Genomic DNA, 22134 nt, shown 5'->3' with positions numbered 1-22134 from the left:
GTCGCGGAAACCATCTTGGCCCAGCGATCAACACGATCGCATCAAACAGGCCGGACATATGGATGACAGCGATCCGACCAAGCCCAGAACGCTCTTGTGCCACGGGGGCCGTCCACATATGGGTCCCGGTGTTCGCCGGGACGACGCTGGGGCTAGCCGCTGTTCCGCAACCCCGCCGAGATCCCGTTGATCGTGATCTGAATCCCGCGCAGCACCTGCTCGTCGGGATTCTGCGCGCGGTGCTCCTTCAGCAGCTCGACCTGCACGTGGTTGAGCGGATCGAGATAGGGGAAGCGGTTGCGGATGCCGCGCTCCAGCAGCGGGTTGCCCTGCAGCAGCCGGTCGTAGCCCATGATGTCGAGCAGCGTCTCGATCGCAAGATGCCACTCGCGGCGGATCTGCCCAAAGATCTTCTCGCGCAACGCGACATCAGGCACCAGTTCGGCATAGCGCGAGGCGATCGCGATCGAGCTCTTCGCCAGCACCATGTCCATGTTGGAGAGCAGCGTGCGGAAGAACGGCCATTCCCTGTAGAGTTCCTGCAGGAACGGCATGCCCTGCTCGGGATGCCCGGCAATCCAGGTCTCGACCGCGCTGCCGAAGCCATACCAGCCCGGCAGCATCAGCCGGCATTGCGCCCAGGAGAACACCCACGGAATCGCGCGCAGGTCCTCGATCTCGCGGGTCTTCTTGCGCGAGGCCGGACGGCTGCCGATGTTCAAGGTCGCGATCTCGTTGATGACGGTCGAGCCCCAGAAATAGTCGGCAAAGCCTTCGGTCTCATAGACGAGACCCCGATAGGCCTTGAACGCGAGCGCAGAAATCTCCTCCATCGCCTTGAGATATTCGGGGCGTGGCGCGCTCTGCCGCGGCTGCAACAGGCTGGTTTCCAGCGTCGCGGCGGCCAGGATCTCCAGGTTGCTGCGGCCGACCTCGGCATTGGAATATTTCGAGGAGATGATCTCGCCCTGCTCGGTGATGCGGATCTGGCCGTTCACCGCACCGCCGGGCTGCGCGATGATCGCATCGTAGCTCGGGCCGCCGCCGCGGCCGACCGAGCCGCCGCGGCCGTGGAACAGGCGCAGCCGCACGCCGTGGCGCTCGAACACCTCGACGAGGCCGATCTCGGCCTTGTAGAGCTCCCAGCCCGAGGTGACGAAGCCGCCGTCCTTGTTGCTGTCGGAATAGCCGAGCATCACCTCCTGCACGCTGCCGAGGCTGTCGACCAGCTTGCGATAGTCGTGCAGCACCAGCATGCGGTCCATGATGCCGCTCGAGGCCTGCAGATCCTCGATGGTCTCGAACAGCGGCACGATGTTGATGGCGCTGCGGCCGGACGGGTTAACCAGCCCGACCTCCTTCAGCAGCACCGCGACCTCGAGCATGTCGGACATGCCCTTGCACATCGAGATGATGCATTGGGGGATCACCTCGGGACCAAACCTGGCATGCGCCTCGGCCGCGGCCCGGAACACGGCGAGCTCGCTTTGGGTCTCCTCGGAATATTTGACGAAGGGCGACGCCAGCGGCCGCGCGTTGCGCAATTCGCCGAGCAGCAGGCTGACGCGCGCGTCCTCGCCGAGCGCCAGGTAGGACATGCCCGGATTGGCAGTATCCAGCAGCTCGGCAATGGTGCGCTCGTGCACCGCCGAGTTCTGGCGGATGTCGAGCCGCGCCAAATGGAAGCCGAAGCAATCCACCGCCCGCCGCAGCTGCCGCAGCCGGCCGCGCGCGATCACGCCGGAATTGTTGGCGATCAGCGAGCGATTGAGCACGTCGAGATCGGCCTGGAACTCATTCACGCTCGCATAGGGTTCGGCCTTGCCGACCGGCGGCCGCGTGGTCTCGACCTCGAGCCGCATGGCGGTAGCTGCGAGCCGCGCATAGATGCCCGATACCGCCAGACGATACGGCTCGCCGCTCCGATGCGGCGAGGTGTCCGGCGAACGCTCGGCAAGGATCCGCAATTCGTCCGAGATGTCGGCGAGATGTGCCGCGAGCGACAGCTCGGCGCCGAGCGTATGCAGCTGTTCGAGATAGAAGCTGAGGACCCGGCTCGACTGCAGCCGCAGCGTGCCGCGCATCACCTCGGCGGTGACGAACGGATTGCCGTCGCGGTCGCCGCCGATCCAGCTTCCCATCCGGAGGAACGAGGCGAGTTCGCCCGCCTCGCCGCCCTCGTTGTTCAGGCGGTCCTCCAGCGCGCAATGCACGCGCGGGACTTCCTGCAGGAAGGTGTAGTCGTAGAACGACAGGCCGTTGGCGACCTCGTCGAGCACGGTGAGCTTGGTCCGGCGCAGCAAATTGGTCTGCCATAGCGTCACGACCGCGCGGCGGAGCTGTTCGTCGCTGGCTTCGCTCTCCTCCGGCGTCATCTGCAGCCGCTCGCGGCGGTCGAGCAGCTCCGCGATCTCCATCTCGCGGTCCATCGTGCTCTTGCGGCGGACCTCGGTCGGATGCGCGGTCAGGACCGGACTGACCAGCGCGCTCTTGAAGAAGCTGCGCAGGTCGGCCGGGCTGATGCCGGCCTGGCGGGCATGGACCAGCGTCTGCTCCAGCGTGCTGGGCCGCGGCGCCCCGCTGGGGCCGCGGCTGCGCATCTGGCGGATGTTGTTCTGGTCCTCGGCAATGTTGGCGAGGTGGGAGAAGTAGCTGAAGGCGCGGACGATCTGCAGCGTCTCGGCGATCGACATGCCGTCGAGGATGTCTTCCAGCTCGCGCCGCGCCAGCTTGTCCTCGTCGCGATGGAACCGGACCGAGGTCTGGCGGATGCGTTCGACCAGGTCGAACACGTCGGCGCCCTCCTGGTCGCGCACGGTATCGCCCAGCACGCGCCCCAAGAGCCGGATGTCGTTCCGGAGCCGGGCATCCTCCTCTTGTGCCGCCTTCTCAAGGAGACTGGCTTCTGCGGCACTCCTGGCACCGATGTCGGTGTCGGAAGGCATGGTCTGGGGTGACATGGCGGGCTACTCCAGAGGCTGCCGGGTTCCTCCGGAGTGTGCGCTTTTTTTGCCGCAGCGCAAGATGAACTTGGAAGCGGTGCACACTCGGCCGCCGTCCCTGCGAAAGCAGGAACTCATAACCACAGTCGGCTGTGGTTGGCCGGCTGGGGCCAGAGCGATGCGCAACCCTGCCACTCGTGGTTATGGGTCGCGGCCCCCGCGCGCAATCGCGCGCTAGGCCGGGACGACGGCGAGTTTGCGGCCCTAGATCCTCCGCCCGGCCCGCTCCCAATACGGATCGCGCAGCCGGCGCTTGAAGATCTTTCCGGAATCCTCCCGCGGCAAATTGGTCTGGATCTCGATGTGCTTGGGCACCTTGTAGTCGGCCAGCGCGGTCTTGAGCTGGGCACGGAGGGAGGCGATGTCGAGCGTGACGCCCGGCTGCGGCTCGACCACCGCCATCAGCGCCTCGCCGAATTCCGCGTCGGGAATGCCGAACACCGCGCAATCATGTACGCCGGGGACAGCATGCAGCACGGCCTCGATCTCGGCCGGGTAGATGTTGACGCCGCCTGATATCACCATGTCGCGCTTGCGGTCGCAGATGAAGACGTAGCCGTCCGCGTCGATATAGCCGACATCGCCCGAGGTGATGAATCCCTGCCGGTCGATCTCGGCGCGCTTCTCCGACTTGTTGTGGTAGGTGAAATCGGGATTGCCCGCGATCCGCGAGTAGATCTCGCCGATCTGCCCCTGCGGCACCTCCTTGCCGTCGTCGCCGATGAAGCGCAGTTCGGCGCCGGGCGAGATCTTTCCGACCGTGCCGGGCTTCTTCAGCGCGTCCTCGGAATTGGCGAACGTCACCGCACCTGACTCGGTCGAGCCGTAGAATTCGTAGATCACCGGCCCCCACCATTCGATCATGGCGCGCTTGACGTCGGGCGGACAGGGCGCGGCGGCATGGATGATGTGGCGCAGCGACGACATGTCGTACTTCCGGCGCACCTCCTCCGGCAGCTTCATCAAGCGGATGAACATCGTCGGCACCATGAAGATGGTGTCGATCTTTTCGCGCTCGATCACCTGCAGAAATTCCTCCGCATCGAAACGCGGCATCAGCACCAACACGCCGCCGAGCTTGCCCGAACGCAGCCCGAAGGAATTCGGCGCCGAATGGTAGAGCGGCCCCGGCAGGATCGCGCGTGCCCCCGGCCGCAGGCCGTAGATCATCCCGCGCATCGCCTCCGCATTGGCGACCTGCTCCGGCGTCGGCGCGAAACGACGCACGCCTTTCGGATGGCCTGTCGTGCCCGAGGTGTAGATCATGTTCTGCGGCTGCGGCACCGCGGGGCCGTCATAGCGCGGGAATTGCGCCAGCCAGGATTCGAAATCGATCGCGAAATCCGGTGTCGCGAGATGATCGGGATTGATCTTGTAGTTGGCGAGGATTTCCGGCGGCGTCGGCACGCTGAGCACGGTGACATCGGGCGGGATCGCGCCGCGCAGCGGGTGCAGCATGTCGGCATGGCCGATCAGGACGCGCGTGCCGGAATCCGTCAGCACATAGTTGATCTCCTCCGGCTTGAAGTGCCAGTTGACCGGCACGCCATAGGCGCCGAGCCGCATGGCCGCGTAGGCCGCCTCGATGAAGGCGATGTCGTTGCGCATCAGCATGCAGACGCTGTCGCCCGGCTTGACACCGAGCTTGTTCAGGCCGCTCGCAATGCGATCGGTGCGCTCGGCGACCGCAGCGTGATCGCGCCGGCGACCGCCGCTGATGATGCCGAGGAAGGGTTGGGACGTTTCGCTCATTTTTATGTTGTTCTTCGTTATTCGTTAGCGGCTCGTTGTTTTCGCCATCACCCGGGCTTGTCCCGGTGATCCACATCTTCTCAGCCGCAACAAAGACGTGGATGGCCGGAACATCTGCGCGAAGACGCGCTTCGCGCTTCTGCCCGGCCATGACCGACGCATCAATCACACATCTGCAAACCTCGGCGCCCGCTTCTCCAGATTGGCGCGCACGGATTCGGTCTGGTTCGGGCTGCCGAGCAACTTCTGCTGCTCGACGGATTCGGCAAGCAGCGCGGCGGCCGGATCGACCGACAGATTGTTCAGCATCCGCTTCGCGGCACGGATTGCATCCGGGCTCTTGCCGGCGATCTCGCGCGCGACTTCGAGCGCTGCGGCACGCGGATCGTCGCAGACGCGGGTGGCGAGGCCGTAAGCCTGGGCTTCCTGCGCCGAGAAGATGCGGCCGGTGTAGGTGAGTTCGCGCAGGATGTCGTCGCGCACCAGGCTCGCCAGGATCGGCGTCCCGGCCATGTCGGGAACGAGGCCCCATTTGATCTCCATGATCGACATCCGCGCATCCGGCGACAGGAAACGCATGTCGGCGCCGAGCGCGAGCTGGAAGCCGCCGCCGAAGGCGACGCCGTGGACCGCGGCGATCACGGGCACCGGAAGCTGGCGCCAGCCCCAGACCGCCTGCTGCGCGAAATTGGCCTTGCCGTGGGTGCGAATGGTGAGGTCGCGGTTCTCACCGCCGGGCACCCCGTTACCGCCGTCCTTCATGGCGGCGAACCGCCCCATGTCGAGGCCGGCGCAGAAGGCCCGGCCCTCGCCGGACAGCACGACGACCCGGACGGCTTTTTCCTTGGAAAGCCGGTCGGTTGCGGCGACCAATGCCTCGAACATCGCGGCATCGAGCGCGTTCATCTTGTCCGCCCGCACCAGGCGGACATCGGCGATACCGTCCGAAATCGATATCGAAACGCGATCTTCCATCATTCCCTCCGCTTTGTTCTTGAGTTGGCGCTTTACACAAAGGCCGTTGTCCGCTTTTAGTCAATCGACCAATTAACTGACAACCCCCGTGGAGGAAACGATGTTCTCTGATCAGCTTCTTGCCGGGCGGCGCATACTGGTAACCGGTGGTGGCACCGGCCTTGGCAAGGCCATGGCCTCGCGGTTCCTGCAGCTCGGGGCCGAGGTGCATATCTGCGGCCGCCGCAAGAGCGTCTGCGACGAAACCGCCACCGAGCTGATGGCCGAGCACGGCGGACGCGTGGTCAGCCACGGCGTCGATATCCGCAATGCGATGGCCGTCGACGAGATGATCGAGTCGATCTGGACCACTAGCGGTCCGCTCACCGATCTCATCAACAACGCCGCCGGCAATTTTATCTCGCGCTCGGAAGAGCTCTCGGCGCGAGGCTTCGATGCAGTGGCCAACATCGTGATGCACGGCACCTTCTATGTGACGCACGCGGTGGGCCGGCGCTGGATCGCCGGCGGGCAGCGCGGCAACGTGGTGTCGATCACCGTGACCTGGGTGCGCAACGGCTCGCCCTACGTGGTGCCATCGGCGATGAGCAAGTCGGCGATCCATGCCATGACCATGTCGCTCGCGATCGAATGGGGCCGTCACGGCATCCGCCTCAACACCATCGCCCCGGGCGAGATTCCGACCGAGGGCATGAGCAAGCGCATCAAGCCCGGCGACGAGGCCGGCGCGCGGACCAAGGCGATGAATCCGATGGGCCGCGTCGGCACCATGGAGGAGTTGCAGAACCTTGCGGTGTTCCTGATCTCCGGCGGCTGCGACTGGATCAACGGCGAGACCATCGCCATGGACGGCGCGCAGGCGCTCGCGATGGGCGGCAATTTCTACCAGCTGCGCGACTGGAGCGACGACGACTGGACCAAGGCGCGCGACTCGATCAAGGCGCAGAACGAAAAGGATCGCGCGGCGCGGGGTTGAAGCCCGCGCACGCGCCTCAACCACCACTGTCGTCCCGGCGCAGGCCGGGACCCATAACCACCGCACTCTACGCCGGGGAACGCTGTGGCCCCAGCGTCGCGCCAAAACAACATTTGTGGCAATGGGTCCCGGCCTTCGCCGGGACGACGATGTTGAAATAGCGCGGCCACTTCCTCCGTATTGTTTTTCCCGCGCGATGTCGCCACACTCCGCGCAACCAAAACAAGATGTCACGGGGGAAACATGTCCGACGCGCCGAAACTGAGCAACCTCGCCGACATGGTGCGCGACCGCGGCAGGAGCCGCGGCGATGCCCTGGCCTATGAGTTCGAGGGACGGCAAACCAGCTTCGCCGAGTTCGATGTCAAGACCAACCGCGTCGCCAACGCGCTGCTCGCGATGGGCATCAGGAAGGGCGAGCGCATCGCCTATCTCGGCAAGAACAGCGATTTCTATTTCGAATTGCTGATGGGTGCGATGAAGGCCGGCGTGGTGATGGCGCCGGTGAACTGGCGCCTTGCAGGCCCCGAGGTCGCCTTCATCGTCGACGACTGCAAGGCTCCCGTCCTGTTCGTCGGTCCCGAATTCATCACGCAGGCGCGCAACATCAGGGACAAGCTGCCCAGCGTCCGCACCGTCATCACGACCGAGGGCGGCGCGCCGGAATGGCCCGACTATCTCGCCTGGCGCGACGCGCAGAGCGGCGACGACCCGCGCGTTGCGATCGAGCCGAAAGACATCGCGATCCAGCTCTATACCTCGGGCACCACGGGCAAGCCGAAGGGCGCGATGCTGTCGCACGCCAACTTCCTCAACCTGGTGCAGAGCGGCAACGAGGCCGAGAAGCCGGAATGGAACCGGTGGACCACCGACGACGTCTCGCTGGTCGCAATGCCGATCTTCCACATCGGCGGCTCCGGCTGGGGCGTGATGGGGCTCTATCACGGCGCCCGCGGCGTGATCGCGCGCGAGTTCGATCCGACCAAGGTGCTCGACTTCTTCGAGCAGTCCGGCATCACGAAACTGTTCATGGTGCCGGCGGCGATGCAGTTCGTGGTTCGGCAGCCACGCGCGCGGCAGGTCGACTTCTCGCGGCTGAAATACATGCTGTACGGCGCCTCCCCGATCCCGGCGGCGCTGCTGAAGGAGTGCATCGAGGTCTTCAAATGCGGCTTCGTTCAGATGTACGGCATGACCGAGACCACCGGCACCATCGTCGCGCTGCCGCCGGAGGATCACATCGAGGGGCTCGACCGCATGCGTTCCGCCGGCAAGGCGCTGCCCGGCGTCGAGCTTGCGATCCTCGATCCGGACGGCAAGCCGCTGCCGCCGGGCGAAGTCGGCGAGATCGCCACCCGCTCCGGCTCCAACATGGCCGGCTACTGGAACCTGCCCGAGGCCACCGCGCGCACCATCGATAGCGACGGCTGGCTGCGCACCGGCGATGCCGGCTACATGGACAGTGACGGCTATCTCTACATCCACGACCGCATCAAGGACATGATCATCTCCGGCGGCGAGAACATCTATCCGGCCGAAGTGGAGAGCGCGCTGTGCGATCACCCGGACGTGGCGGAAGCCGCCGTGATCGGCATTCCCGACGACAAATGGGGCGAGGCGGTCAAGGCCGTGGTGGTGATGAAGCCGGGCAAGAGCGCGACCGCCACCGACATCATCAACTTCACCCGCGAGCGGATTGCCGGCTACAAGACGCCGAAATCGGTCGACTTCATCCCGGCGCTGCCGCGCAATCCGTCGGGCAAGATCCTCCGGCGCAGCCTGCGTGAACCGTATTGGGTGGGCAAGGACCGACAGGTGAATTAGCCCTCTCTGTCGTCCCGGCGAAGGCCGGGACCCATAACCACCGTTGTTCATCGTCTAGCGACGCTGGGGCCACATCTCGTTCAATCAATAGCCGACTGTGGCTATGGGTCCCTGCTTTCGCAGGGACGACGCCGGAGGGAGTGTCGCGCATCAAGTCTTCTTCATCCTCTCCCGCAGCACGCGCCAGCGCTCCTGCGCCTCCACAGGCCACACCTCTCGCCGATCGTAATACTCCGCGAACACCTTGGCGCCCGGCGGGAACGTCACCCAGGGCTGCTTGGACGACGTGAAGATGTGGACATCGGGTGGGCACAGGCTCGGGTCGTCCAGCGTGCCGACGCGGACGAACCGCACCGCCGGTCCCGAACCCGGATAATTGCTCCAGACCGCGACCTTGCAGCGCGGGCAGCGGGCGATCTTCTGGCCCTTGCCGCTCGCCGACGGCGTGTCCACGATCTCGGGCTCGGCCGCGATGTGCTGGACCCGCTCGGCCTCGTACATCGCGTTGAGCGCGTGCACGGTGCCGGTCTCGCGCTGGCACCAGGTGCAGTGGCAGGCGTGCACGATCAACGGCCTGCCGGTCAGGCGGTAGCGGACGTTCCTGCAGGTGCACCCACCTTCCATCTCGTGCCGCCTCCTCGGTTAATGCCTCAGTGCTTGCCGGCTCCCATGTAGCCGAACAGGAAGCCCGCCACCTTGCGCTTCTGGATCTCCTCGCTGCCTTCGGTGATGCGATAGCGGCGGTGATGGCGGTAGATGTGCTCGAACGGCTTGTGGCGCGAATAGCCCATGCCGCCATGCACCTGCATCGCGCGGTCGGCGGCCTCGCAGCACAGACGATTTGCCCAGAAATTGCACATCGAGACCCGGTCCGACAGCGTGTGCTCGACCTGCGCCTGGGTCAGCTGGTCCATCTCCCAGGCGGTCTTGCGGATCAACAGCCGCAGCATCTCGGCCTGGGTCGCAAGCTCGACCAGCGGCCACTGGATCGCCTGGTTCTCGGCCAGCGCCTTGCCGAACGGCTTGCGCTCGCGGGCATACTTCACGCTCTCGTTGATGCAATAGACCGCAGCGCCGAGCGAGCTCGCCGCCTGGCGGATTCGGTTCTCATGCACGAAGCATTGCGCCAGCGACAGGCCGCGGCCGACCTCGCCGAACTGCGCATCCTCAGGCACGAACACGTCGGTGAAGCTGACCCGCGGATGATCGGTCGGCATGTTGAAGGTCCACATATATTCCTCGACCTTCACGCCCGCCGATTTCGCCGGCACCAGGAAGCAGCTGATGCCGCGGGCGTCGCCGTCATTGCCGGAAGTGCGGGCAAACAGCGCGCAGTGGGTCGCGACATGCATGCCGGTGGTCCACATCTTCTCGCCGTTGATGATCCAGCCCTTGACGTTGTCGCGCGTCGCCGGCACCGCCCTGGTTTCCATATGCGTGGCATCGGAACCGTGCTCGGGCTCGGTCAGACCGAACGTGATGCGGTACTTGCCGGTGATCGAGCCGTCGATCATCGCCTTCTGCTCGTCGGTTCCATAGCGGTCGAGCATGGTGACGATCGGCAGATTGCCGACGATCGAGTGCTCGTTCTGCAGATCGTTGTGCAGGCCGAGACCTTTCGAGGCAAAATGCTCGCGGATCACAGCCATCCAGAGATTGGAGCCGTCCTTGCCGCCGTACCGCTTCGGGATCGCGAAGCGCAGATGACCCGCGGCATCGGCCAGATTCTTGACCTTGCGCAGCAGCAATTCCCACTCATGGCGCGGCAGGCCGCCCTTGTCGAAATCGGTGCGCGCCCATTCGCGGCGATGATCGAAGAAGCGGATGTTGTCATCAGCCGCTTCCAGCGGCTTGATCTCGCGTTCGATGAAGCGATCGAGCTCGGCGAGATAGGCTGTCAGGTCAGCCGGCAGGTTGAAATCCAAGGCGGTCTCTCCCGAAGATCTTGTTGATTCTGGTTTTGCGTTTAGGCGCTATCGTGCAGGCGCGTTCGGATCGATTAAGGTGAGAAGCACGCGGCCAAGTCAAGCAGGCCGATGAGGCTTGCGCGCGCGGTCGCGTTGCGCAATTGGATAGCGCGGAACGACGCCCAGGCGGTAGGATATCGGCCATATTCTTCGCCGCAGAAAATCGACGGGAGCAAACATGGATCTGAAATTCTCCAAGGTGACGCGCAAGGGTCCCATCACCATCGTGACGCTGTCGCGGCCCGAGGTTTACAACGCGCTGCATATCGATGCGCATTTCGAGCTCAACAAGGTGTTCGACGACTTCGCCGCCGATCCCGAGCAGTGGGTCGCAATCGTCACCGGCGCCGGCGACAAGGCATTCTGCGCCGGCAACGACCTGAAATGGCAGGCCGCGGGCGGCAAGCGCGGCTGGGACAAGGGCGGCTTTGCCGGCCTCACCACCCGCTTCGACTGCGACAAGCCGATCATCGCCGCCGTCAACGGCGTCGCGATGGGCGGCGGCTTCGAGGTCGCGCTGGCCTGCGACCTGATCATTGCGTCGGAGAATGCGACCTTCGCTTTGCCCGAGCCGCGCGTCGGCCTCGCGGCGCTTGCCGGCGGCCTGCAGCGGCTGCCGCGCCAGATCGGGCTGAAGCGCGCCATGGGCATGATCCTGACCGCGCGCCATGTCAGCGCCAAGGAAGGTCTCGAGCTCGGCTTCGTCAACGAGGTGGTGCCGCAGGGCGAGGCGCTGGCGGCCGCCGAGCGCTGGGCCGAGACCATCGCCAAGAACTCGCCGATGTCGATCCGCGCCTCCAAGCAGGCGATCCAGAAGGGGCTCGAAGTCTCGCTCGAGCAGGCGCTCGCGGAGCAGCGCGAGTATCCGGCGGTGAAGGCGATGGCCGCCTCGCAGGATTACATCGAGGGCCCGAAGGCGTTTTCGGAAAAGCGCCCGCCGAAGTGGCTGGGGCGGTAAGCTAAGCCCCTCTCCTGTCATTCCGGGGCGACGCGAAGCGACGAGCCCGGAATCCATAACCACCGTCGTGAGTATGGATTCCGGGCCTGCGCCTACCGGCGCATCCCGGAATGACGAACTCGGATATTTGCTACGCCTTATTCCCCAACTCCCTCTTGTAGGACGCGTAGTTCGGCTGATCGACGGCGAGCTTGTCCATCGTGCTCTGCCAGAGATGCTCCGATAACCCCGGCGTCTTCAAATCAACCTCGCCGCTTGCGATCTTCTCCGACAGCACGCGGTTGAGCTCCATCAGCGACCCGTCCGCGCCGAGCAGCGCCTTCAGCCGCGCGGCCTCGGTCGCATCGCCGGCTTCGGCGAGCGCAAGCTGCCGCGTCACCAGATCGAGCGCGTTGATGCCGACGCGCAATTTGAAGCTGTTGTGCCCCCTGATCGCAGGCGCGATCTCGTTGCGCAGGAAATCGGCGACGGCCTTGATCAGTTCGGTGGGTGTCGGTTCATCCTGCATCTCAACGACCTCTCGGTGCGAGCAGCCTAAGCAGATCGATCTCGGTCTCCGACGCGCGCCGCCCGATCATCGCGCGCTCCATCGAGTGATCGGGACCCAGGCGGAAGCGCTGCATCATGCCGCAGCACATCACGCCCCAGCGCAGCGTGCCCATCACTTCCCAGAACATCACGCGATCGGGGTCGACCTTGCGGCCGGCCTCCGCGTAGCCCGCGAACAGGTCCTCACGGGAGCCGAAGCCGCCGACCGGCTTGTCTATCTCGCCGAAGCGCCAGGAGTTGACGCAGATCCAGCCGAGGTCTTCCATGGGATCGCCGGTATGCGCGAGCTCCCAGTCAAGCACCGCGCGCACCCCGTCGGGGCCGATGATCAGATTGCCGTGACGGAAATCGCCATGCACCAGCGTCACCTCGGACGACGGACCTGGATCGTGATCGCGCAGCCAGCGCAGCGCCAGCTCGAACACCGGCCGCGGCCAGTTGAAGCTGTGATATTCACGGGCGAGATCCTCGATCTCCTTGGTTGCCGTCAGGCTGCGCAGCTGCGGCAATTTTGCCTGCGGCAGGCCATGAATGCCGGCGATGACGCGGCCGAGCTGGCGGGCCAGGATCGGCCGCGCCTTGGCAAATTCCTCGTCGCGCAAAATTTTCCGCGCGATGGTCTCGCCCTCGACGCGGGCCATGATGAAGCCGCGGCCGAGGCCGTCCTCCGGCCTCAAGACATGCATCACCTTCGGCGACGGCAGGCCCGCGTCATGCGCGAGCTGCATCAGCGTGGCCTCGGCGTCGAGGCCGGCGGCGCGGCCGGGCGCAGCACCGTAGCCCGGCGGCGCGCGGCGCAGGATCGCGCCGATAGTGCCGTTCGGATGCACGATGTCGAACGTCCAGGTCTCCTGGCTGGCGCCGCCGGAGAGCTTTGCGGCGCCGGTGACGCCGGTGGCGCCTGGCAGAAACGAGGCGACGCAGCGGGTGAGTTCGGTCTCGATCATTTGCCCTTGAACTTCGCCGGCCGCTTCTCGAGGAACGCGGTGACGCCTTCCTTGAAATCCTCTGCGCCGCCCGCGATCCGCTGCGACTCGAATTCCAGGTTGAGCTGCTCCTCGAACGAATTCTCCGGGCTGTCCCAATAGAGCTTGCGGATTAGCGACAGCGCGACCGTCGGGCCGTTGGCGAGATCGTGCGCGAGCTTCATGGTCTCCTCCATCAGCGCGCCGTCGTCATAGACGCGATTGACGAGGCCCCATTCCAGCGCCTTCTCGGCCGGCAGCCGCTCGCCGAGCAGCGACAGCTCGACCGAGCGCGCCTTGCCGATCAGCCGCGGCAGCAGCCAGGTCGAGCCGCAATCCGGCACCAGGCCGATGCGGCGGAAGGCCTGCAGGAAATACGACGAGCGCGCGCACAGGATGAGGTCGCCCATCAAGGCGAAGCTCATGCCGGCGCCGGCGGCCGGACCGTTCACCGCGGTGACGATCGGACAGTGCAGCTTACGCAATCGGCGCAGGAACGGGTGGAACGCGGTCTCCAGTGCCGCGCCGGCGTTGCTCTTGCCGGGCTTCTGCTGCTGATTGCGGCCCTGTAGATTGGCGCCGGTGCAGAACGCGCGGCCCGCACCGGTGATCACCAGGCAGCGCACCTCGTCGCGCTTGTCGTCGATCGCATCGAGCGCCTCGGCAAGGCCGCCCAGCATGTCGATCGAGACCGCGTTCATGACTTCCTGATGGTCGAGCTTGAGGATCGCGACCGATCCGTCGAAGTCGAGCGTGACGTGCTTGAACTGCATGGTTTCCTCTTTGCGTTGCTGCGGCGGTTGGTACCGCGGTAGGTCGATGCTTCGACCCATATTTGATTTTTGTGCCGGGCTTGTCCATGGTCGGCGGCAAGCCCATCCGTGAACGCGTGATTAGCGCGCACCAAACCAAATGGAAACCCCAATGAGTGGCATCTTCGATCTCACCGGCCGCGTCGCTGTCATCACCGGCGGCAATGGCGGCATCGGCCTCGGCATCGCGCAGGCGTTGAACGCCGCCGGCTGCAACGTCGCGATCTGGGGCCGCAACGCGGAAAAAAACGCCAACGCCGCGGCCTCGATGAAGGCCGGACCCGGCAAGGTCGCAACCCAATTCTGCGACGTCACCGATCCCGGCTCGGTCAAGACCGCGATGAAGGCGACGCTCGACACCTTCGGCCGCGTCGACGGCTGCTTCGCCAATGCCGGCATCGGCGGCGGCGGCCGCCGCTCCTTCATCGACCGCACCGAGGAGGAATGGCGCAGGATGTTCGCGACCAATCTCGATGGCGTGTTTCACGCATTCCAGGCTGCGGCACGCCACATGACCGAGCGCGCCGAGGCCGGCGACAAGTTCGGCCGGCTGGTCGCGACCTCGAGCCTCGCCTCGCTGTTCGGCACCGCGCGCAACGAGCACTATGCCGGCACCAAGGCCGCACTGAACGCGCTGTGCCGCGCGCTCGGCGTCGAGCTCGCCCGCCACGGCGTCACCGCGAATGCGATCCTGCCCGGCTGGATCAAGAGCGACATGACCGCCGGCATCATGGCCAACGACAAGTTCGTCGCGAATGTGATGCCGCGCATCCCGGTACGCCGCTTCGGCGAGCCGAGCGATTTCGGTGGCATCGCCGTCTACCTCATGAGCAAGGCGTCGTCCTATCATACGGCGGATTGCTTCGTGATCGACGGCGGGTACACGGCGTTCTAGCCTCGCGCTTGCCGCATCACCGGTGTCGTCCCTGCGAAAGCAGGGACCCATACGCCGCGGCGGACGTTGTGAACGGGACTAGTCATTCCAACGTCGCGCAACAACAACCAATTGTGGTTATGGGTCCCGGCCTGCGCCGGGACGACAGCGAGTGTGTTGCGCGGTCTGTGAGTCATACATCCGCTTCCTCGCGGCGCTGACGCGTCCGAGTCTTGCGTCTACTTGCACCTCTTCCGAAGCAGAGGGCGGCCCGCAGGTCCCTCCGTCGTCTCGGCGCGACGCCGCGTCGCTTCCGTCGCGGCAAAACTGCTGCTAAGCGTTCGAGCGGCAAGCACTCGACAAAGCGGCTTTGGTCAACAACAGGGAGGATATTTCAGATGTTTTCACACGTGATGGTTGGCACCAACGATCTGGACAAGGCCAAGGCGTTTTATGATGCGCTGCTCGGCACGCTCGATGTCCGGCCGGCCCGGGTCGACGGTCACCGCATTATGTACCTCACCAAGGCCGGCATTTTCATGGTTTCCAAGCCGATCAACGGCGAACCGGCGACGCACGCCAATGGCGGCACGATCGGCTTCGCCTGCTCTTCGCCGGAGCAGGTCCATGCCTGGCACGCGGCCGGCATCGCCAATGGCGGCAAGACCTGCGAGGATCCGCCGGGCGTGCGCGAGGGAGGCGGCATCAAGCTCTACCTCGCCTATTTGCGCGACCTCGACGGCAACAAGATCTGCGCCATGCATCGGATGACCTAACCGGCGCCCGCCTGACTCTTTCACGCTGTACGCGGCGGCGTTCAAACAACGTTTGAAACGCCGTCGCGATATTCCGCGATGCGGTAGGGACGATCGGAAAATCGGTACTCGCGCTTCGCGCCGCACGCGTTTATTGTCCGCCGCGAAACGCGCCTTCGCGACGGGAGAAACGACAATGAAGCATGCCTATGTGCCGCGCACGACGAACTACACGCTCAATCCGGGCGACGAGCTCAACGACCTCCGCATGTCGGAAAAGGTCCGTCCGCTCTACGACCATGTGAAGCAGTTCATCCGCGACACGGTCGACCCGATGTCGGTCGAGTTCTATCGCGCCGGCGAGAAGAAGACCGACCGCTGGAGCTTCACGGCGGAGCAGCTCGCGATCCTGCAGAAGGCCAAGGACAAGGCCAAGGAAGTCGGTCTCTGGAACTTCTTCCTGCCCGACGCCGAAACCGGCGACGGCCTCAACAACCTCGACTACGCCTATATCGCCGCCGAGCTCGGCAAGAGCCCGCTGGCCTCCGAGACGATGAACTGCTCGGCGCCCGACACCGGCAACATGGAAGTGCTGGAGCGCGTCGGCACCAAGGCGCAGAAGGAGAAGTGGCTGAAGCCGCTGCTCAACGGCGAGATCCGCTCGGCCTATGCGATGACCGAGCCGAACGTCGCCTCCTCCGACGCCAAGAACATCTCGACCACCGCAAAGCTGGTCGGCGACGAGTGGGTGATCAACGGCGAGAAGTATTACATCTCCGGCGCCGGCGACCCGCGCTGCAAGATCATGATCGTGATGGTGAAGACCAATCCCGACGCGGCGCCGAGCAAGCAGCAGTCGCAGATCCTGGTGCCGATCGACACCCCCGGCGTCGAGATCCTGGGCCCGATGCACGTGTTCGGCCATGACCACGCGCCGCGCGGCCACATGCATCTGCGCTTCAACAATGTGAAGGTGCCCAAGGAGAACATGCTGCTCGGCGAAGGCCGCGGCTTCGAGATCTCGCAGGTCCGCCTCGGGCCGGGCCGCATCCATCATTGCATGCGCACCATCGGCAAGGCCGAGAAGGCGCTCGACATGATGGTGCAGCGCGGTCTCACCCGCGAAGCGTTCGGCAAGAAGATCGCCCATCTCGGCGGCAACATGCAGATCATCGCCCAGGCTCGCTGCGAGATCGAGGCGATGCGCCTGATGGTGTTGAAGGCGGCCAAGGCGATGGACGTGCTCGGCAACAAGGAAGCCCGCGTCTGGGTTTCGATGGTCAAGGCCATGGTGCCCGAGCGCGCCTGCAAGGTGATCGACCAGGCGATCCAGATGCACGGTGCCACCGGCATCTCGCAATGGTCGCCGCTCGGCGAAATGTACCAGGACGTCCGCCATCTGCGCTTCGCCGACGGTCCGGACGAGGTGCACTGGATGGTGGTCGGCCGCCACGAACTCAGCATGACGTAAGCTTGTCGTCGCCTCCCCGCGTGCGGGGAGACGAACAAGCGGAATCGAAGGGCGGGTTAGCGCAAGCGTAACCCGCCTTTTGCTTTCTTGTCCGCTCGCGGCGGGTTACGCTTCGCTAACCCGCCCTACGTTTTCGGACACCCCATGGAATATTCCCCAAGCGACCTCACCCGGCGCGAACGCTACAAGGTGCTGACCTCCTTCGTGCTGCCGCGGCCGATCGCCTGGGTGACGAGCCTCAGCGCCGACGGCGTGGTCAACGCGGCGCCGTTCTCGTTCTTCAACGTGTTCTGCGAGGACCCGCCGCTCTGCATGTTCGCGGTCAACCGAAGGCCCGACGGCCGCGAGAAGGACACGCTGGTCAATATCCAGCGTTTGGGCGAGTTCGTGGTCAATCTCACCGACGAGCCACTGGCGCGCGCGATGCACGAGACCTCGGGCGATTTCCCGCCCGAGATCGGCGAGCCCGACTATCTCGGCCTGAACCTCGCGCCTTCGCGCAAGATCGCGGTGCCCCGGCTGGCCGACGCGCCTTTCGCGATGGAGTGCAAGACCTGGAAGCTGATCGACGTCAACGGCGACCGCCAGCTGATAATGGGCGAAGGCATCCACTTCCACATCCGCGACGAATTGTGGGACCGTGATGCGATGCGCGTCCACATGGAGCGCTACCACCCGATCGGCCGCATGTTCGCCGACCGCTACTGCCGCACCGACGACCGCGTGGTATTTCCCGCGGCCGAGGGCGCAAAGAACAAATAGGACAAGACAATGAGCGAAGCATTCCGCGACAACCCGGCACAGAGCCGGTTCGAACTCGAAGTCGATGGCGCGACCGCCTTCGTGGTCTACCGCAAGACGCCGGATACGATCACACTGGTTCACACCGAGGTGCCTCCGGAGCTCGGCGGCCGCGGCATCGGCTCAAAACTCGTCCGCGCGACGCTCGATGCGGTCCGCGCGCGGGGCATCAAGCTCGTCGTGAAGTGCGAATTCATCCAGGGCTTCATGAAGAAGCATCCGGAGTACGACGATCTGCTGGGGTGACGCGCCGATACGTAGGGCGGGTTAGCCGACCACGTCCGTCGTAGCTCAACGAGCGAAGGCGGGAGGCGTAACCCGCCAGTTTCCGCGCACAACGGCGGATTACGCTTCGCTAATCCGCCCTACAAGCGGCGGAGCTACGACGCCGCCGGCTCGCCGATCTTGTCCTGCGTCCTGGTCTCGAAATCGCTGGCGTCATGGCGCTCGTGGAGCTGGCTCGACGGCTCGCCCCAGGTGCGGTTGACCATGCGGCCGCGCTTCACCGCGGGCCGTGCCGCGATCGCGTCGGTCCAGCGCTGCACGTTCTTGTAATCCTGCACCGAGAGGAATTCGCCGCCGCCGTAGAGCAGGCCCTTGGCGAGGCTGCCGTACCACGGCCACACCGCCATGTCGGCGATGGTGTAGACATCGCCCGCGAGATATTCGTTGTCGGCGAGCCTGCGGTCGAGCACGTCGAGCTGGCGCTTCACTTCCATCGCAAAGCGATCGATGGCGTATTCGATCTTGGTCGGCGCATAGGCGTAGAAGTGCCCGAAGCCGCCGCCGAGATAAGGCGCCGAGCCCATCTGCCAGAACAACCACGAGAAGGTTTCCGCGCGGGTCTTGACGTCGGTCGGCAGGAACGCGCCGAACTTTTCCGCGAGGTAGACCAGGATCGAGCCCGACTCGAACACCCGGATCGGCTCCGGCCCGCTGCGGTCCATCAGGGCCGGGATCTTCGAATTCGGATTGACCGCAACAAAACCGCTGCCGAACTGATTGCCGTCGATCTTGATCAGCCAGGCGTCGTATTCCGCGCCCTTGTGCCCCACCGCGAGCAGCTCTTCCAGCATCACGGTGACCTTGACGCCGTTCGGCGTCGCCAGCGAATAGAGCTGCAGCGGATGACGGCCGACCGGCAGCTCCTTGTCGTGGGTGGGCCCCGCGATCGGCCGGTTGATGCTGGCGAAGCGTCCGCCGCTCTCCTTGTTCCAGGTCCAGACTTTCGGCGGCTCGTAGGCAGAGGTGTCAGTCACGTCGTTGGCTCCCGGTTTCCGTTTTTCCACGGTGCGGCGACCGCCGCGCCCATCCGCATGCCCGCACTAGATGGTGGGCTCGCCCGGCTTTGCCCAGCCCCGTTGGATCGCATTTTCTGCCTTGCGGAATGCGTTGCAAGCGATGCTGTCAAGCAGCGCCTGCACGCAAGATCGCCGCGGCCGAAACCCGCTTGGCTTCGCCGACCGTCATGCGCTAGCGTCGCAGAGGCCGATGCCAACAAGCACAACAAGCAGCCGCCGGGAGAGAACCAGTCCATGAAATCACCGATCTGCGACATGCTGGGCATTGAATTCCCCCTGCTCGCTTTCAGCCATTGCCGCGATGTGGTCGCGGCAGTCAGCCGCGCCGGCGGCTTCGGCGTGCTTGGCGCAACCGCGCATTCGCCGGAGACGCTGGAGCAGGAGCTGAAATGGATCGACGCGCATGTCGACGGCAAGCCCTACGGCATCGACGTGCTGATCCCGGAAAACATCTCGACCGCGGGTGAGAAGAACGTCACCTGGAAAAACCTTGAGGCGCGAGTCTCGCAGGAGCATCGCGACTTCACCCGCAATCTGCTGAAGAAATACGACATCGAGCTGACCAGCCGGAACGTCGCCGACAACCAGCCGCAACCGTTCGATGCTGAGACCGCGCTGCAACTGCTCGAAGTCTCGTTCCGCCATCCGATCAGGCTGATCGCCAACGCGCTCGGCGTGCCGCCGAAGGCGATGATCGAGATGGGCCGCAAGCACGGCGTGCCGGTGGCGGCGCTGGTCGGCTCCAAGGAGCATGCGCTGCGCCAGGTCGCGGCCGGCGTCGACATCCTGGTCGCGCAGGGCACCGAGGCCGGCGGCCATTGCGGCGAAGTCTCGACCATGGTGTTGGTGCCCGAGGTGATCAAGGCGGTCAGGAAGATCCGCGACGTGCCCGTGCTCGCCGCCGGCGGCATCATGACCGGCAGCCAGATGGCGGCCTGCATGGCGATGGGCGCGGCCGGCGCCTGGACCGGCTCGGTGTGGCTTGCCACGGTGGAATCGGAGACCTCGGAGATCTTCCGCGAGAAGATGATCGCGGCGTCCTCGCGCGACGCCATCCGCTCGAAGGGCCGCACCGGCAAGCCGGCGCGGCAGCTCCGCTCGGTCTGGACTGACGCCTGGGACCGCTCGCCGGACAGCCCCGGCGCGCTGCCGATGCCGCTGCAAAGCATCATCAGCCGCGACGCCTTCAACGCGATCGACCGCGCGGCTGCGGCCGGCAACGAGAAGGCGCGCGATCTGGTCAGCTATTTCGTCGGCCAGGGCGTCGGCCTGGTCGACAGCGTGAAGTCGGCGGGCGCCGTGGTGCAGGAATTCAAGGAAGATTTCGTCGAGGCCGTCGAGCACATGAACGCGCTGGTGGCGGAGTGATCGAATACGTCTCATCCTTCGAGACGCGGCCAAGTGGCCGCTCCTCAGGATGACGGTGTGCCGTAGCCGCCACCCTGAGGTGCCGTAGCGCAGCGAAGGCCTCGAAGGGCGACGGCGTGGCGAAGATCTAGAAAGTAAAGCAAGAAGAAATGACCACATCTCATATCCCCGAAGACCGCATTCCCGTCATCGTCGGCGTCGGCGAGATCGTCGATCGCCCAAAGGACATCGCCGCCGGCCTCGAGCCGCTTGCCCTGCTGGAAGAGGCGCTGAAGCGCGCCGAGGCCGACAGCGGCGCCAAGCTGCTCTCCGACGTGCAATCGCTCGACGTCGTCAACTTCCTGAGCTGGCGCTACCGCGATCCCGAGAAGCAGCTGGCACAGCGGCTCGGCATTGCGCCGGCGCATCTCTATTACGGTCCGGTCGGCGGCGAGAGCCCGATCCGCTATCTGCACGAAGCGGCACAGCGCATCGCGCGCGGCGAATGCACTGTCGCTGCGGTGTGCGGCGCGGAGGCGCAGTCGACCGCGACCAAGGCGCAGCGCGCCGGCGTCACACTGCCGTGGACGCCGTTCGCGCACGACGTGGAGGAGCCGAAGCGCGGCGCCGCGTTCCAGAAGCCGCTTGCGGTTGCGCTCGGGGTGTTCCGGCCGATCACGGTCTATCCGCTCTATGAGTCCGCAACCGCGGCGCATTGGGGCCAGACCCCGCGCGAAGCGCTGAAGGAATCCGGCGAGCTGTGGTCGACCTATGCGCGGGTTGCCGCCGACAATCCGAACTCCTGGCTGAAGAAGCGCTTCACCGGCGACGAGATCACCACCGCGACGCCCGATAACCGGATGATCGCCTGGCCGTATACAAAACTGATGGTGGCAAACCCGACGGTGAACATGGGCGGCGCGCTGATCCTGACCAGCCTGGCGAAAGCGCGCGCGACCGGCGTGCCGGAAGACAAACTGATCTATCCGCTCGGCGGCGCCTCGGCGGAAGAGCCGCGGGACTATCTGATCCGCGATCAGTTCGTCGAGAGCCACGCGCAGAATGCGGTGCTGAAGGCGGTGATGGATCTCGTCGGCGGTGACGGCCGGAAGTTCGACGCGATCGAGCTCTATAGCTGCTTCCCCTGCGTACCGAAGATGGCGCGCCGGACGCTCGGCCTCGGCGCCGACGTACAGCCGACCGTGACGGGTGGTCTGACGTTTTTCGGCGCGCCGCTCAACACCTACATGACGCATTCGGCCTGCGCGATGGTGCGCAAGCTCCGTGGCGGCGGCACGCTCGGCCTGCTCTACGGCCAGGGCGGCTTCGTCACCAAGCACCATGGCCTCGTGCTGTCGCGCGCCGCGCCGACGGCCGCGCTCGAGCAGGACACCAGCGTGCAGGCGGAAGCCGACCGCAACCGCCGCAACGTGCCCGACTTCACTGCGGAGGCGACAGGGAAAGGCAAGGTCGAGGCCTTCACCGTGATCTATCGCGCCAACGGCGAGGTCGAGCACGGCGTCACCATGCTGCGCACCGAGGACGGCCGCCGCACGCTCGGCCGCATCCCGGCGAGCGACACGGCAACGCTGACGTATCTGCAGAACCTCGACCGCACGCCGGTCGGCACCACGGGCGACATCGTCACCGCCGGAGACGGCGTGCGGGAATGGCGAGTGGGCTAGCCCGTCTTATTCATCAGCGGCTTGTTGAGAGGCTGGCGAGCGTGGCGTAAGCCGCTGAGGTGGCGTAGGATTCGGTTGCTGACACCCACCCTCCGCGCATCCGGGCCGCCACACTCGCCA

19 protein-coding genes are annotated in these 22134 nt (G+C 65.3%); 10 read left to right on the top strand and 9 right to left on the bottom strand.

Annotated features, from left to right (window positions below; translation table 11 throughout):
• Positions 1–152 precede the first annotated feature (152 nt).
• The 3 genes from ppc to AC066Y_RS40895 form a co-directional block, all read right to left on the bottom strand.
• Positions 153–2960: a phosphoenolpyruvate carboxylase gene (gene ppc / locus AC066Y_RS40905; protein WP_478278787.1), complete on the bottom strand. Its 2808-nt coding sequence runs from the start codon at positions 2958–2960 to the stop codon at positions 153–155.
• A 246-nt stretch (positions 2961–3206) separates the two neighbouring features.
• Entirely contained in the window at positions 3207–4754 is a 1548-nt protein-coding gene (locus AC066Y_RS40900) for an acyl-CoA synthetase (protein WP_478278786.1), read from the bottom strand.
• 165 nt (positions 4755–4919) lie between these two features.
• Entirely contained in the window at positions 4920–5729 is an 810-nt protein-coding gene (locus AC066Y_RS40895; RefSeq protein ID WP_478278785.1) for a crotonase/enoyl-CoA hydratase family protein, read from the bottom strand.
• Between the two features lie 100 nt (positions 5730–5829).
• Between AC066Y_RS40895 and AC066Y_RS40890 the strand changes: the two genes are divergently transcribed.
• Together AC066Y_RS40890 and AC066Y_RS40885 are read left to right on the top strand one after the other, a co-directional pair.
• Positions 5830–6705 carry an SDR family oxidoreductase gene (locus tag AC066Y_RS40890; RefSeq protein ID WP_478278784.1) on the top strand — a complete coding sequence of 292 codons (876 nt, stop codon included), beginning with the start codon at positions 5830–5832 and terminating at the stop codon, positions 6703–6705.
• A gap of 243 nt (positions 6706–6948) precedes the next feature.
• The gene (locus tag AC066Y_RS40885) at positions 6949–8529 is read left to right on the top strand and encodes a fatty acid--CoA ligase (protein ID WP_478278783.1); all 1581 of its coding nucleotides are present in this window, start codon (positions 6949–6951) and stop codon (positions 8527–8529) included.
• Positions 8530–8679: 150 nt separating this feature from the next.
• On the opposite strand, the gene AC066Y_RS40880 is transcribed toward AC066Y_RS40885, so the two are convergent.
• Together AC066Y_RS40880 and AC066Y_RS40875 are read right to left on the bottom strand one after the other, a co-directional pair.
• Positions 8680–9153, bottom strand: a complete 474-nt coding sequence (locus AC066Y_RS40880) for a GFA family protein (RefSeq protein WP_478278782.1) — start codon at positions 9151–9153, stop codon at positions 8680–8682.
• Positions 9154–9179: 26 nt separating this feature from the next.
• On the bottom strand, positions 9180–10454 hold the full coding sequence (locus tag AC066Y_RS40875) for an acyl-CoA dehydrogenase family protein (protein WP_173641680.1): 1275 nt from the start codon (positions 10452–10454) through the stop codon (positions 9180–9182).
• 220 nt (positions 10455–10674) lie between these two features.
• Between AC066Y_RS40875 and AC066Y_RS40870 the strand changes: the two genes are divergently transcribed.
• Complete coding sequence (locus AC066Y_RS40870) at positions 10675–11454, top strand: enoyl-CoA hydratase-related protein (protein ID WP_478278781.1); 780 nt, start codon at positions 10675–10677, stop codon at positions 11452–11454.
• A 130-nt stretch (positions 11455–11584) separates the two neighbouring features.
• Here AC066Y_RS40870 and AC066Y_RS40865 read toward each other — a convergent pair whose 3' ends face one another.
• The 3 genes from AC066Y_RS40865 to AC066Y_RS40855 are packed head-to-tail and all read right to left on the bottom strand — an operon-like array spanning position 11585 to position 13741.
• Positions 11585–11962, bottom strand: coding sequence for a DUF6285 domain-containing protein (locus tag AC066Y_RS40865; RefSeq protein WP_478278780.1), 378 nt, complete (start codon positions 11960–11962; stop codon positions 11585–11587).
• 1 nt (position 11963) lies between these two features.
• Complete coding sequence (locus tag AC066Y_RS40860) at positions 11964–12950, bottom strand: phosphotransferase family protein (RefSeq protein ID WP_478278779.1); 987 nt, start codon at positions 12948–12950, stop codon at positions 11964–11966.
• Positions 12947–13741 carry an enoyl-CoA hydratase/isomerase gene (locus AC066Y_RS40855; RefSeq protein WP_478278778.1) on the bottom strand — a complete coding sequence of 265 codons (795 nt, stop codon included), beginning with the start codon at positions 13739–13741 and terminating at the stop codon, positions 12947–12949. The genes AC066Y_RS40860 and AC066Y_RS40855 overlap by 4 nt, the downstream gene beginning before the upstream one ends.
• 151 nt (positions 13742–13892) lie before the next feature.
• Between AC066Y_RS40855 and AC066Y_RS40850 the strand changes: the two genes are divergently transcribed.
• From AC066Y_RS40850 to AC066Y_RS40830, 5 genes are all read left to right on the top strand, one after another.
• Complete coding sequence (locus AC066Y_RS40850; RefSeq protein ID WP_478278777.1) at positions 13893–14675, top strand: SDR family NAD(P)-dependent oxidoreductase; 783 nt, start codon at positions 13893–13895, stop codon at positions 14673–14675.
• 377 nt (positions 14676–15052) lie between these two features.
• Entirely contained in the window at positions 15053–15430 is a 378-nt protein-coding gene (locus AC066Y_RS40845; protein WP_375784164.1) for a VOC family protein, read from the top strand.
• A gap of 175 nt (positions 15431–15605) precedes the next feature.
• The gene (locus AC066Y_RS40840) at positions 15606–16880 is read left to right on the top strand and encodes an acyl-CoA dehydrogenase family protein (RefSeq protein ID WP_342723177.1); all 1275 of its coding nucleotides are present in this window, start codon (positions 15606–15608) and stop codon (positions 16878–16880) included.
• A 144-nt stretch (positions 16881–17024) separates the two neighbouring features.
• Entirely contained in the window at positions 17025–17642 is a 618-nt protein-coding gene (locus AC066Y_RS40835) for a flavin reductase family protein (RefSeq protein WP_478278776.1), read from the top strand.
• 9 nt (positions 17643–17651) lie between these two features.
• Entirely contained in the window at positions 17652–17927 is a 276-nt protein-coding gene (locus AC066Y_RS40830) for a GNAT family N-acetyltransferase (RefSeq protein ID WP_478278775.1), read from the top strand.
• Between the two features lie 134 nt (positions 17928–18061).
• Here AC066Y_RS40830 and yghU read toward each other — a convergent pair whose 3' ends face one another.
• Positions 18062–18940, bottom strand: coding sequence for a glutathione-dependent disulfide-bond oxidoreductase (gene yghU, locus AC066Y_RS40825; protein ID WP_478278774.1), 879 nt, complete (start codon positions 18938–18940; stop codon positions 18062–18064).
• A gap of 276 nt (positions 18941–19216) precedes the next feature.
• Between yghU and AC066Y_RS40820 the strand changes: the two genes are divergently transcribed.
• Both AC066Y_RS40820 and AC066Y_RS40815 read left to right on the top strand, forming a co-directional pair.
• A complete protein-coding gene (locus tag AC066Y_RS40820) occupies positions 19217–20350 on the top strand; it encodes a nitronate monooxygenase (RefSeq protein ID WP_478278773.1) in 1134 nt (377 codons plus the stop codon).
• Positions 20351–20499: 149 nt separating this feature from the next.
• A complete protein-coding gene (locus AC066Y_RS40815) occupies positions 20500–22014 on the top strand; it encodes an acetyl-CoA acetyltransferase (RefSeq protein WP_478278772.1) in 1515 nt (504 codons plus the stop codon).
• The last annotated feature ends 120 nt before the right edge of the window (positions 22015–22134 follow it).

The organism is Bradyrhizobium sp. USDA3010, assembly GCF_056429065.1.
Note: the sequence above shows the minus strand (reverse complement) of the source record. Positions and strands in the feature narration are given on the sequence as shown.

Coding starts and splice junctions, on each gene's coding strand:
- AC066Y_RS40865 (WP_478278780.1), bottom strand. CDS start 11,962: ATGCAGGATGAACCGACACCCACCGAACTGATCAAGGCCGTCGCCGAT.
- AC066Y_RS40815 (WP_478278772.1), top strand. CDS start 20,500: ATGACCACATCTCATATCCCCGAAGACCGCATTCCCGTCATCGTCGGC.
- AC066Y_RS40890 (WP_478278784.1), top strand. CDS start 5,830: ATGTTCTCTGATCAGCTTCTTGCCGGGCGGCGCATACTGGTAACCGGT.
- AC066Y_RS40860 (WP_478278779.1), bottom strand. CDS start 12,950: ATGATCGAGACCGAACTCACCCGCTGCGTCGCCTCGTTTCTGCCAGGC.
- AC066Y_RS40835 (WP_478278776.1), top strand. CDS start 17,025: ATGGAATATTCCCCAAGCGACCTCACCCGGCGCGAACGCTACAAGGTG.
- AC066Y_RS40840 (WP_342723177.1), top strand. CDS start 15,606: ATGAAGCATGCCTATGTGCCGCGCACGACGAACTACACGCTCAATCCG.
- AC066Y_RS40885 (WP_478278783.1), top strand. CDS start 6,949: ATGTCCGACGCGCCGAAACTGAGCAACCTCGCCGACATGGTGCGCGAC.
- AC066Y_RS40830 (WP_478278775.1), top strand. CDS start 17,652: ATGAGCGAAGCATTCCGCGACAACCCGGCACAGAGCCGGTTCGAACTC.
- AC066Y_RS40900 (WP_478278786.1), bottom strand. CDS start 4,754: ATGAGCGAAACGTCCCAACCCTTCCTCGGCATCATCAGCGGCGGTCGC.
- AC066Y_RS40895 (WP_478278785.1), bottom strand. CDS start 5,729: ATGGAAGATCGCGTTTCGATATCGATTTCGGACGGTATCGCCGATGTC.
- AC066Y_RS40855 (WP_478278778.1), bottom strand. CDS start 13,741: ATGCAGTTCAAGCACGTCACGCTCGACTTCGACGGATCGGTCGCGATC.
- AC066Y_RS40850 (WP_478278777.1), top strand. CDS start 13,893: ATGAGTGGCATCTTCGATCTCACCGGCCGCGTCGCTGTCATCACCGGC.
- AC066Y_RS40880 (WP_478278782.1), bottom strand. CDS start 9,153: ATGGAAGGTGGGTGCACCTGCAGGAACGTCCGCTACCGCCTGACCGGC.
- AC066Y_RS40845 (WP_375784164.1), top strand. CDS start 15,053: ATGTTTTCACACGTGATGGTTGGCACCAACGATCTGGACAAGGCCAAG.
- ppc (WP_478278787.1), bottom strand. CDS start 2,960: ATGTCACCCCAGACCATGCCTTCCGACACCGACATCGGTGCCAGGAGT.
- AC066Y_RS40870 (WP_478278781.1), top strand. CDS start 10,675: ATGGATCTGAAATTCTCCAAGGTGACGCGCAAGGGTCCCATCACCATC.
- AC066Y_RS40820 (WP_478278773.1), top strand. CDS start 19,217: ATGAAATCACCGATCTGCGACATGCTGGGCATTGAATTCCCCCTGCTC.